This window comes from Streptomyces graminilatus, from assembly GCF_001418565.1.
GTDB classification, from domain to species: domain Bacteria; phylum Actinomycetota; class Actinomycetes; order Streptomycetales; family Streptomycetaceae; genus Streptomyces; species Streptomyces graminilatus.
Genome location: NZ_LIQQ01000138.1, coordinates 41,906 through 52,891 on the forward strand (window position 1 = coordinate 41,906; position 10,986 = coordinate 52,891).

Below are 10,986 nucleotides of genomic sequence, written 5' to 3' on the forward strand. Positions count from 1 at the left end.
GTTCGCCGTGCCCGGCCGGATCGCCGTCAGCAACCGGGCGGCGGCCCTGTGGCAGACGGCCACGCTCACCGAGATCCGGCGGGAGACGCCCCACGCGTCCACCTTCCGGTTCGCGGTGCCCGGCTGGGCGGGTCATCTGCCCGGCCAGCACCTGATGCTGCGGCTGACCGCCGACGACGGTTACACGGCTCAGCGCCACTACTCGATCGCCTCGCCCCCGGACGACACCGGGCACATCGAGCTGACCCTGGACCATGTCGAGGGCGGCGAGGTGTCCGGCTGGTTCCACAGGGTGGCCAAGCCCGGCGACGAGGTCGAGGTGCGCGGTCCGCTCAGCGGCTTCTTCGCCTGGCCGGGCGACCGTCCCGCGCTGCTCATCGGCGCCGGCTCCGGGGTCGTACCGCTGATGTCGATGCTCCGGCACCACCGTGCACGTGCCCTGCCGGTACCGCTGCGACTGCTGGTGTCCGCGCGCGACCCCGAGAACCTGATCTACGCGCGTGAGTACGGGCCCGAGACCACGCCCGTCTTCACCCGCCGGGCGCCCCAGGGTGTGCCGGTCGGCCGTCTGGCGGCCTCCCACGTGGCGCCACTCCTGACCGCCGGGCGGCCACCGGCCGGCTGGGAGGCATACGTGTGCGGCTCCAACGCGTTCGCCGAACACGCCTCACGGCTGCTGGTGGCGGCGGGCCAGCCCGTGGACCGCATCCGCATCGAACGCTTCGGCTGAGCCGGCGCCCCGGCCCGGGGTGGTTCGCCGGAGCCACGGGGGCGGGGGCCGGTCGTGTGCCGCAGGCCTCGTGCGCAGCCGCCGGTGTCGTCCTTCTTGCCCGAACAGTCGTCCGCCATACCGTCGTTCGGCGTCGGCTCCTGGAGTGGGACCGCGCGTGGGAGCGTACGGAGCCGGAGTGGACGGAACGGCGGGCGTGACGGGACCGTGGGTGTACCGGGACCGCGGGCGTGATCAGTGCTGCTCGGCGGTCCGTTGCATGCGGCGGGCGATCCGGGTGTGGTCGGTGAGGGCGTCCCGCAGGCCCGGCAGGACGGGTTCGCCCCGGTCGACCAGGACCCGCCCGGCGACGACCGTCGTCCACGCGCGGGCCGGTCCGCAGCGCAGCCACGCCTCCACGGGGTCGCTGAACGCACCGGCGAGCGCGACCTCGTGCAGGTCCCACACGACCAGGTCGGCGCAGGCGCCGGGCCGCAGATGCCCGATCTCGTCGGCGCGGCCCAGACAGCGCGCCGAGCCCCGGGTGGCGATGTCGAGGGCGTCGCGCGCGGTCATAGCGCCGGGGCCGCCCCGGTAGCGGCCGAGGAGCAGGGCGCCGCGTGTCTCCATCCAGAGGGAGGCGTGGTCGGTGGAGGCGGAGCCGTCGCAGCCGATGCCGACGGGCAGGCCCAGTTCGCGCATCTCCTTCACGCGCGCGGTGCCGCCGCCGATGAGCATGTTGGAGCTGGGGCAGTGCGCCACGCCGACGCCCGCGGCGGCCAGGCGGCGCAGTTCGGCGTCGTTGGGGTAGATGCAGTGGGCGACCCAGGTGCGGTCGCTCATCCACCCGGCCTCCTCGAAGTACTCGACGGGCCGGCAGCCGTAGGTCTCCAGGCAGTACGTGTCCTCGTCGTGGTCCTCCGCGAGGTGTGTGTGCAGGCGTACGTCGTACCGCTCGGCGAGTTCGGCGGTGGCCGTCATCAGCTCCCGGGTCACCGAGAAGGGTGAGCAGGGGGCGAGGGCGACCCTGATCAGGGCCCCCGGGTGCGGGTCGTGGTGGGCCTTGATGAGGCGCTCGCTGTCGGCGAGGACCTCTTCCTCGGTCTGTGTGACGCTCCGGGGCGGCAGGCCGCCGTCCTCCACGGACCGGGTCATGGAGCCGCGCGTGGCGTGGAAGCGGAAGCCGATGTCGCGGGCGGCGCGGATCTCGGCGTCGACGAGTCCGGGGCGCGGATGGACGTAGAGGTGGTCGGAGGAGGTGGTGCAGCCGCCCATGAGGAGTTCGGCCATGCCGACGTACGCGGACACGTACGCCGCCTCCTCGTCGAGCGCCGCCCACAGCGGGTAAAGGGTGGTGAGCCAGTCGAAGAGGGTGCCGTTGACGGCGGGCGCGTAGGAGCGCGTGAGGTTCTGGTAGATGTGGTGGTGCGTGTTGATCAGGCCGGGGGTGACCAGTCGCCCGGCCGCCGACACGGTGGTGAGGGCCTCGGGTTCGGTCCCGGCGGCGCCCACGGCGGTGACCCGCCCGCCGTGGGCGGCCACCCACCCGCCGGGAATCTCCCGCGCGCCGTCCACGACGAGCAGTTCGGCGTCCCTGACCAGCAGCTCCACAGCAGTCGGCATGGGCGTCATCGTAGAGGCGCGGCCCTCCCGTACGGGGTCTGTCCAGGACATAAGGTCTGGCGGGTCGCCGACTCCCCCACGTACGGTGTGATCATCCGCAAGCGCTTGCCACTACCTTCAAAGGCGGTCCGACATGGCCCAGTTCGACCTCCCGCTCGACGAACTGCAGAAGTACCGGAGCGCGTCCGCCGAGCCGGAGGACTTCGACGCCTTCTGGTCCAAGACCCTCCAGGAGGCCCGGGAACACGACCTTGAGGCCCGCTTCGTACCGGTGGAGACCGGGCTGACGACTGTCGACGTGTACGACGTGACGTTCGCCGGGTTCGGCGGTCACCCGGTGAAGGGCTGGCTGCGGCTGCCCGCCGGGGCGTCGGAGCCGCTGCCGGTGGTCGTGGAGTTCATCGGGTACGGCGGCGGGCGCGGTCTGCCGCACGAGCACCTGCTGTGGGCCTCGACCGGCCGTGCCCACTTCGTCATGGACACCCGTGGCCAGGGCAGCGGCTGGGGCGGCGGCGGTGCGACGTCGGACCCGGTGGGCAGCGCGCCCTCGGTCCCCGGATTCATGACCCGGGGCATCGACGCCCCCGAGAACTACTACTACCGGCGGGTGTACACGGACGCGGTACGCGCGGTGGAGGCGGCCCGCTCGCATCCCCTGGCCGATGCGGCGCGCACGGTGGCCATCGGTTCCAGTCAGGGCGGCGGGATCACGATCGCGGTCGGCGGGCTGGTCCCCGATCTGGCCGCGATCGCCCCGGACGTGCCGTTCCTGTGCGACTTCCCGCGCGCGGCGACCATGACTGACCGCGACCCCTACCGGGAGATCGGCTACTACCTCAAGACCCACCGCGGCCGCACCGCCGACGCGCTGAACACGCTCTCCTACTTCGACGGTGTGCACTTCGCGGCACGCGGCCGGGCCCCGGCGCTCTTCTCGACGGCGCTGGAGGACGCGACCTGCCCGCCGTCCACGGTCTACGCGGCCTTCAACGCCTGGGCGCAGGACGACAAGCGGATCGAGGTCTACGACTTCAACGACCACGAGGGCGGCGGCCCGTTCCAGGAGGCCGTGAAGGTGGACTGGCTGCGCTCGTACGTCTGACGGTCCGGTACGGCCGAGTGGCCGATTCCGATGCCTTCCGCGTGATCCGACCAGTCGGTACGTTCGTCGGTGCCGGGCCGCGGTGTCGCGGCCCGCTGTTCCGGCGAACCGTGGAGAGCACATGTCCGAGCACGCACCACCCGTCCACGGCGACTGCGACGCCCGCTTCGTCGCGGTACGCACGGCGTTCGAGGAGAACTTCCGTGACCGCGGCGAGCTGGGCGCGGCGGTGAGCGTCACGGTCGGCGGCGAGACGGTGGTCGACCTGTGGGGCGGCTGGGCCGACCCGGGGCGCACCCGCGCGTGGGAGCGCGACACGCTCGTCAACGTGTGGTCGACGACCAAGGGCCCGGTGGCGCTGTGCGCGCACATCCTCGCCGACCGGGGGCTGCTCGACCTCGACGCCCCGGTGGCCGACTACTGGCCGGAGTTCGCGGCGGCCGGCAAGGAAGGCGTGCTGGTACGGCATCTGCTGTCGCACCGGGCGGGCCTGGCCGGTCTGCGGGAGCCGCACTCGCTCGCCGAGTTCTACGACTGGGAGCTGACGACCAGCCGCCTGGCGGCGACGGAGCCCTGGTGGGAGCCGGGGACGCGGTCCGGTTATCACGCGTCCACGTACGGCTTCCTCGTCGGTGAGGTGGTCCGCCGGGTGTCGGGTCTGCTGCCGAGCGCCTTCCTTGAGCGGGAGGTCACCGGACCGCTGGGCATCGACTTCACCATCGGGCTGCCGGAGAAGGAGGCCGGACGGGCCGCCGAGCTGGTACCGCCACCGGCCGCGCCGGCCGGCGAACAGGCCGCGGTCTTCGCCCAGTTGACGCCTGTCGCGATCGCCGCCCTGACCAACCCCCTGCTGGGCGCCGCCGATGCCATGAGCCCCGAGTGGCGGGCCGCCGAGATACCGGCCGCGAACGGCCACGGCACGGCACGCGCGATCGCCGCGCTGTACGGGGTCTTCGCCGGCCGGGGCACGTACGGCGGCCGGCGCGTCCTGTCCGCCGAGGCGGTCGAGCGGGTGCGCGAGGGCCAGGGCAAGTGCCTCGACCTGGTGCTGGGCGCCGGTTTCGGCCATGAGACGGAGATCGCGCTGGGGCTGTGGCTGAGCGGCCCGCGCGGCTCGTACGGGCCGAACCCGAGGGCGTACGGCCATGACGGCTTCGGCGGTTCCTGCGGGCTGGCCGACCCGGAGGCCGGTGTGTCGATGGGGTACGTCATGAACCGTATGGGTCCCCGTATCGCCGACGACCCGCGGAAGACGGCGTTGATCGACGCCCTGTACAGCGCGCTCTGACATAACTGACGTAACCGATGTAATTGGTGTCCCGCCTCTCGAAAGGCACATATGAGTACGTTCACCACTTCCGACGGCACCGAGATCTTCTTCAAGGACTGGGGTACCGGGCAGCCGGTGGTGTTCAGTCACGGCTGGCCGCTGAACGCGGATGCCTGGGACGGGCAGTCGCGGCTGGTCGCCGACAACGGCTTCCGCGCCGTCGCGCACGACCGGCGCGGGCACGGCCGTTCCGCGCAGCCGTGGCAGGGCAACCACATGGACCAGTACGCGGACGACCTGGCCGAACTGATCGAGTCGCTCGACCTCGAAAACGTCGTGCTCGTCGGTCATTCGACCGGCGGCGGCGAGGTGACCCGGTACATCGGCCGGCACGGGACGGCGCGGGTCGCCAAGGTCGTGCTGCTGGGTGCGGTGCCGCCGCTGATGCTGAGGACCGACGCCAACCCCGAGGGCACGCCCATCGAGGCGTTCGACGGGATCCGGGCGGGCGTCGAGGGTGACCGTTCGCAGTTCTACTGGGATCTCAGCGAGGCCTTCTTCGGCTTCAACCGGCCGGACGCGACCCCGTCCGAGGGCATGCGCCGCGCGTTCTGGCTGTGGAGCATGCAGGTCGGGATCAAGGCGGCCTACGACTGCGTGAAGCAGTTCTCGGAGTCCGACTTCACCGAGGACCTGGGCCGTATCGACGTACCGACGCTGATCGCGCACGGCGCCGACGACCAGATCGTGCCGATCGCCGCGTCGGCGGAGAAGACGGCACTGCTGGTCAAGGACTCGACACTGAAGGTCTACCCGGGCGCTCCGCACGGCCTGGTGGGCGACTTCGAGAAGGCGTTCAACGCCGACCTGCTGGAGTTCATCAAGAGCTAGCCCGTCAGGGGCCGGTCGTCCATCAGGGGCTGACGGGTTGTCACCCGGCGGTCGTCCGCGTCGCCACCACCATCCGGCAGCGCGGACTGCCGTCCGGCCGGCGCCCGAACTCGGGCAGGGCCTGGGTCTCCACGTCGAAGCCGGCGCGTGTCAGCCCCCTCTGGATGTCGGCCAGCCCGAAGGCCCGGTAGTACATGACGAACGGCGGCTTCCACACGGCGTTGCGGACCCGCATCACCGCGTCGAAGGCGAGCAGCGCCCAGTAGGCACGCGTGCCCGGGCGGGGCGGGGCCACGACGGGGAAGGCGAAGTGCCCGTCCGGCCGCAGTACGGAGTGGACCTGGGCGAACAGCCCCGGCAGCTCGCCCGGCAGGAAGTGGCCGAACGCCCCGAAGCTGACGACCAGATCGAAGGCGGGGACGGACGCGGGGGCGAAGGGCAGGGCTCGCGCGTCACCGCGTACCAGGGTGACGCGCGGGCCGCCGGACAGTTCGCCCGCCCGCCGCCTGGCCACCTCCAGCATGCCCGCGCTGATGTCGATCCCGGTGACACTCCCCCGGCACACCCCCTCCAAGACCGCCAGACCGGCGCCGGTTCCGCAGCACAGGTCGAGGCCGTCGTCGAAGGGCCCGAGGGGGCTGAGCGCCGACGCCACCGCGTCGAGGATCGTGTCCGGCGTGCGGAACGGGGTGTGGTCGAACTTCGGTGCGAGCAGGTCGTAGCCGTGCTCGACGGACGACAGCGCCTGTACGGCGAGTTCACGGAGGGTGGGGCCTTCGGGGCTGAACATCGGGCCAGCTTAGAAGGAGCCCAGGTGCCGCCGCCGCGGACTCCCGGCCGACAGGTTCACCCTTTAGGGTGAGCGGATGCGCGCATTTCGTGAAGCTGTGGAGGCCGGGGATCTCGACGCCGTCGAGAAGCTGCTGGCGGAGAACGTCGTGTTCACCAGTCCGGTCGCGTTCCGGCCCTACCCCGGCAGGGCGATCACCGCGGCGATCCTGCGCGGTGTGTCCCGGGTCTTCGAGGACTTCCAATACGAGCGGGAGATCGGCACGCCCGACGGCAGCGACCACGCACTGGTGTTCACGGCGCGGGTCGGCGGGCGCGAGATCCAGGGCTGCGACCTGCTGCATCTCGACGAGGACGGTCTGATCGACGAGCTGACGGTCATGGTCCGTCCGCTGTCGGCGGCGCAGGAGCTGTCGGCGGCCATGGGCGCCGAGTTCGAGCGGATCGCGCGGGAGGCGCGTGCCGCCGGGTCCGCCTGAGTGCGGAGGACCCCGCGTGTGCGGGGAGCCGAAGCCGCGCGTCCGCACTCCGGCGGCGGGCGCGCTTTGGTTGGATGGCCGCATGACCACCGACGAGCACGCGCGGATGATGCGGGCCAACGAGGCCAACTGGGACGCCCGTACCCCCGTCCATCTCGCCAGCCGTTTCTACGGTCTTGACGAGAACCTCGATCCGTCGCGCTGGTTCGCCTCCTGGGAGTGGGAGGACCTCGGCGAACTCACCGGCCGTGATGTGCTCCACCTCCAGTGCCACCTCGGCACGGAGACCCTCGCCTTCGCCGAACGCGGGGCGCGGGCGGTCGGCCTCGACATCTCCGAGGCGTCCGTGACGGCCGCACGAGGTATCGCGGCGCGGGCCGGCCTCGACGTGACCTACGTACGGGCGAACGTGTACGACGCCGTGGAGGCCCTGGAGCAGCGGCGGTTCGACGTCGTGTACACCGGGAAGGGCGCCCTGTGCTATCTGCCCGACCTGGACCGCTGGGCTGAGACGGTGTGCCGGCTGCTGCGTCCCGGTGGCCTGTTGTACCTCGTGGAGTTCCATCCGCTGCTCAACTCGCTGGGCCCGAAGCCCGCGCCGGACGACACCGGTGAACTGCTGTTGCGGCACGATTACTTGGGCGCGCCGGGGGCCGTCGTGCACCGCGACTCCACGTTCACGTACACCGACGGTCCGGCCGTGACCGGGGCCACCGAGAGCTTCGAGTGGACGCACGGAATGGACGAGGCCGTCAACGCGTTGATCGGGGCGGGACTGACCATCCGGCGGTTGCGCGAGAGCGACGAACTGCCCTGGCCGCGCTGGCCCCGTATGGAGCGTACGGAGTCGGGCTGGTGGCGGTTGCCGGAGCCGCGCATCCCGCTTCTGTACGGGCTCCTCGCGAGCCGCCGAGCCACCGGGTCACGCGACTGACGGCCACTCCCCGCGCTTTGTGTGGTACGGTGCTCGCAGCACTTGTGTACGCCGGGTTTCTCGGCGCCGGTGCGGTTCTTCCTCAGCTCGATGATCCACCCGTCGGATTCCGATCGGCGCATCGACTTCTCCAGGTTCCAGTACCACCTCACCATCTGCGGCGCGCGGCACTGCCGTTGGGCGGCGGGTGCGGGTGCGTTGTGGCTGGCCGCGCGGTTCCCCGCGCCCCTCGGGGCGGCGGCTGCGCCGCCTGCCCCAGCCTGCCTCCCGAGGTGTCGCTGTCTCCCGCCGCCCGTGGCGCGCCCGGCGCGCCCGGTTTCTCGCGGCTCCCCCCTTCCTCTTTCTTCCGCGTGCCCCATGCGGCGCGCGTCCCCGTCCGTGAAAGGACTCCCGACCATGACCACCACCACACTCGAACACCCCCCGGTACGGCAACTGCCCCCGGCCCGGATCGCGGCCGGTGTCCTCGACATCGACGGCAACGGGAAGGGGTATCTGCGGGCAGCCGAGAGCTGCCTGCACTCACCTGCCGACCTCCAGGTCTCCCCGGCGCTGATCCGGCGTCACGGCCTGCGCAAGGGCGACCTCGTCGCCGGAGCGCAGGGCACCCAGCGCGCGCTGACCGAGGTCGCGCTGGTCAACGGCCGTACGCCGGAGGAACTGCGCGGGCGTCGCCACTTCCGCGATCTCACCCCGCTGCACCCGCGCGAGCGGCTCCGCCTCGAACACCCGGCGGCCGGACTCACCGGACGCGTCACCGATCTCGTCGCCCCGGTCGGCAAGGGCCAGCGCGGGCTGATCGTGGCCCCGCCCAAGACCGGCAAGACCGTGCTGCTCCAGCAGGTCGCGGCGGCCGTCGCGGGCAACCATCCGGAGTGCCGTCTGATGGTGGTCCTCCTCGACGAGCGGCCCGAGGAGGTCACCGACATGCGGCGCTCCGTGCGCGGCGAGGTGTACGCCTCGACCTTCGACAAGGCGCCCAAGCAGCACATCGCACTCGCCGAACTCGTCGTCGAGCGGGCCAAGCGGCTCGTCGAGGCGGGCGAGGACGTCGTCATCCTCCTGGACTCCCTCACCCGGCTGTGCAGGGCCCACAACAACGCGGCGGCCTCCGGCGGCCGGACCCTCAGCGGCGGGGTCGACGCCGCCGCGCTGCTCGGCCCGAAGCGGCTGTTCGGCTCCGCGCGCCTGGCCGAGGAGGGCGGTTCGCTCACGATCCTCGCCACCGCCCTGGTGGAGACCGGCTCCCGCGCCGACGACTTCTTCTTCGAGGAGCTGAAGGGCACGGGCAACATGGAGCTGCGACTGAGCCGCGAGCTGGCCTCCCGGCGGGTCTATCCGGCCGTCGACATCAACCCCTCCGGCACCCGTCGCGAGGAACTCCTGCTTCCCCAGGCCGAGTTGACGACCGTACAGGGGCTGCGGCGGGCCCTGCAGACGCGGGACGGCCAGGCGAGCCTGGAGACCCTGCTGGAGCGGCTGCGCGCCACCCCCGACAACGCGTCCTTCCTGCGCCGGATCCAGCCGACGCTCCCGGCAGCGGGCTGACCCGAGCGCCCGAAGCCGGCCACGGAACCACGCCCATCCCCGCTTTGCGCTAGCGCATCCGGGTGTTCGAGGGCGCTTCCCGGCCCCGGCAGCGCCGTGTTCGGCACGGCCATTCTTACGTTTGCGGTATGACCATCAGATTCTCTTCCCGGATCGCCGCCTCCTGCTGTGCGCTGTGCGTGACGGGCGTGCTGGCGCTCACGCCCGTCCAGGCGAACGCCCGCACCGGTGCCGACCCGGTCACGCCGACGGCCTCGGACGCACGGCTGCTGTACCGCTCCGGCACCCAGGCCCGGCTCCGCCCCGGCGCGCCCCGCCTTCCCCGGGACCTGTCCGCGCTGTCGTGGCTGGTGGCCGACGCCGGTACCGGTGAGGTGCTCGCCGCGCGCAACGCGCACCGCGAACTGCCGCCGGCCAGCACCCTCAAGACGCTCTTCGCCCTCACCGTGCTGCCCACACTGCCCGCCGGCCTCAGGCACAAGGTCACCGAGGCCGATCTGGCGGGCATCGGGGAAGGCAGCAGTCTGGTCGGGGTCGCGGCGGGGCATACGTACCGTGTCTCCGACCTGTGGCGGGGGGTGTTCCTCAACTCCGGGAACGACGCCGTGCATGTGCTGGCCGCCCTGAGCGGGGGCTGGCGCGACACCGCCGTCCGGATGCAGGCCAAGGCCCGTGCCCTGGGCGCCCGCGACACCCATGTGCGCTCGCCCGACGGCTACGACACCTCGGGCCAGGTGTCGTCGGCGTACGACCTCGCGGTGTTCGGCCGGAACGGGCTGCGCAACGCCGACTTCGCCGCGTACTGCGGCACGGCCTACGCGAAGTTCCCGGGCGGGGGCGGCTCTTCGTACGAGATCCAGAACACCAACCGGCTGCTGACCGGGGCCAACGGCGTCGAGCGGTACCGGGGGGTGATCGGCGTCAAGAACGGCTACACCACCAAGGCGGGCAACACCCTGGTCGCCGCCGCGCGCCGGGGCGGGCGCACCCTGGTCGTCACGGTGATGAACCCTCAGGAGGGCGGCGGATACGCCGTCTACGAGGAGGCGCGTTCCCTTCTCGACTGGGGCTTCGGGGCCGCCGGACGCGTCGATCCCGTCGGCTCGCTCGGCACCGTGCGGGCCGTGTCGCAGGCGGGCCCGGCGGCTCCGGCGGCACTGCCGGCGTCCGTGTCCGCGCCGGTTCCGGTTCCGGTTCCGGTGGCCGCCACCGTGACGTCCGACGGCGGGCCGGGCTGGCCGGAGACCTGGACGATCGTCGGAGCGGCCGTGCTGGGCGCCGGGGCGGTGTCGCTGCTGTTGCGGATCATGGGCGTGAAGCGGGTCTGACCGGCGGGGTCCACCGGCAGCCACAGCAGCAGCCCGAGCGTGACCCAGACGTACGCGCTGCCGCCGACGAAGCCGTCGACACCGGACCCGTCGTCGATCCACAGCCACACCACGCTCGTGCACAGCACCGCGTACAGAGCGGCCGTCACGCGCGCGTGCCCGTCGCGCAGCAGGACGGCGAACGACGGCAGCAGCCAGACGAGATGGTGCACCCAGGTGATCGGGCTGACCAGGCACGCGGTCAGCCCGGTGAGGGCGAACGCGGCCCACCAGTCCCCCGCCGCGACCGCCCGGCGGGCCCGCCAGACCCAGA

8 protein-coding genes and 3 pseudogenes are annotated in these 10,986 nt (G+C 72.2%); 8 read left to right on the forward strand and 3 right to left on the reverse strand.

What is annotated here, in order from left to right:
- Window positions 1-7: 7 nt before the first annotated feature.
- Window positions 8-730 carry a ferredoxin reductase gene (locus AOK08_RS13415; protein WP_055525753.1) on the forward strand — a complete coding sequence of 241 codons (723 nt, stop codon included), beginning with the start codon at window positions 8-10 and terminating at the stop codon, window positions 728-730.
- 234 nt (window positions 731-964) lie between these two features.
- Here AOK08_RS13415 and AOK08_RS13420 read toward each other — a convergent pair whose 3' ends face one another.
- A complete protein-coding gene (locus AOK08_RS13420) occupies window positions 965-2,332 on the reverse strand; it encodes an 8-oxoguanine deaminase (protein WP_079054005.1) in 1,368 nt (455 codons plus the stop codon).
- A 133-nt stretch (window positions 2,333-2,465) separates the two neighbouring features.
- Here AOK08_RS13420 and AOK08_RS13425 point away from each other — a divergent pair, with 133 nt between their 5' ends.
- The 3 genes from AOK08_RS13425 to AOK08_RS13435 all read left to right on the forward strand — a co-directional run bounded on the left by AOK08_RS13425 (window position 2,466) and on the right by AOK08_RS13435 (window position 5,595).
- On the forward strand, window positions 2,466-3,434 hold the full coding sequence (locus AOK08_RS13425; protein ID WP_055525755.1) for an acetylxylan esterase: 969 nt from the start codon (window positions 2,466-2,468) through the stop codon (window positions 3,432-3,434).
- Between the two features lie 121 nt (window positions 3,435-3,555).
- The gene (locus tag AOK08_RS13430) at window positions 3,556-4,722 is read left to right on the forward strand and encodes a serine hydrolase domain-containing protein (protein WP_055525756.1); all 1,167 of its coding nucleotides are present in this window, start codon (window positions 3,556-3,558) and stop codon (window positions 4,720-4,722) included.
- Window positions 4,723-4,773: 51 nt separating this feature from the next.
- The gene (locus AOK08_RS13435; RefSeq protein ID WP_055525757.1) at window positions 4,774-5,595 is read left to right on the forward strand and encodes an alpha/beta fold hydrolase; all 822 of its coding nucleotides are present in this window, start codon (window positions 4,774-4,776) and stop codon (window positions 5,593-5,595) included.
- Between the two features lie 40 nt (window positions 5,596-5,635).
- Here the strand turns inward: AOK08_RS13435 and AOK08_RS13440 are convergent, their stop codons facing one another.
- Window positions 5,636-6,385, reverse strand: a complete 750-nt coding sequence (locus tag AOK08_RS13440; protein WP_055525758.1) for a class I SAM-dependent methyltransferase — start codon at window positions 6,383-6,385, stop codon at window positions 5,636-5,638.
- A gap of 76 nt (window positions 6,386-6,461) precedes the next feature.
- On the opposite strand from AOK08_RS13440, the gene AOK08_RS13445 reads away from it, so the two are divergent.
- The 4 genes and pseudogenes from AOK08_RS13445 to AOK08_RS13460 all read left to right on the forward strand — a co-directional run.
- Window positions 6,462-6,863 (forward strand): nuclear transport factor 2 family protein, encoded by a 402-nt coding sequence (locus AOK08_RS13445; protein WP_055525759.1) that lies wholly within the window; start codon window positions 6,462-6,464, stop codon window positions 6,861-6,863.
- An 82-nt stretch (window positions 6,864-6,945) separates the two neighbouring features.
- Window positions 6,946-7,797, forward strand: coding sequence for a class I SAM-dependent methyltransferase (locus AOK08_RS13450; protein WP_055525760.1), 852 nt, complete (start codon window positions 6,946-6,948; stop codon window positions 7,795-7,797).
- A 272-nt stretch (window positions 7,798-8,069) separates the two neighbouring features.
- A pseudogene (gene rho, locus AOK08_RS13455) lies at window positions 8,070-9,345 on the forward strand (transcription termination factor Rho).
- Between the two features lie 128 nt (window positions 9,346-9,473).
- Window positions 9,474-10,298 (forward strand): annotated as a pseudogene (locus tag AOK08_RS13460) (D-alanyl-D-alanine carboxypeptidase family protein); the annotation flags it as partial.
- Window positions 10,299-10,381: 83 nt separating this feature from the next.
- Here AOK08_RS13460 and AOK08_RS48695 read toward each other — a convergent pair.
- Window positions 10,382-10,986 (reverse strand): annotated as a pseudogene (locus AOK08_RS48695) (hypothetical protein); the annotation flags it as partial.

Bases quoted from the DNA above. Each gene is read 5' to 3' on its own strand.
- AOK08_RS13420 (WP_079054005.1), bottom strand. From the start codon at position 2,332: ATGCCGACTGCTGTGGAGCTGCTGGTCAGGGACGCCGAACTGCTCGTC.
- AOK08_RS13425 (WP_055525755.1), top strand. From the start codon at position 2,466: ATGGCCCAGTTCGACCTCCCGCTCGACGAACTGCAGAAGTACCGGAGC.
- AOK08_RS13430 (WP_055525756.1), top strand. From the start codon at position 3,556: ATGTCCGAGCACGCACCACCCGTCCACGGCGACTGCGACGCCCGCTTC.
- AOK08_RS13435 (WP_055525757.1), top strand. From the start codon at position 4,774: ATGAGTACGTTCACCACTTCCGACGGCACCGAGATCTTCTTCAAGGAC.
- AOK08_RS13440 (WP_055525758.1), bottom strand. From the start codon at position 6,385: ATGTTCAGCCCCGAAGGCCCCACCCTCCGTGAACTCGCCGTACAGGCG.
- AOK08_RS13445 (WP_055525759.1), top strand. From the start codon at position 6,462: ATGCGCGCATTTCGTGAAGCTGTGGAGGCCGGGGATCTCGACGCCGTC.
- AOK08_RS13450 (WP_055525760.1), top strand. From the start codon at position 6,946: ATGACCACCGACGAGCACGCGCGGATGATGCGGGCCAACGAGGCCAAC.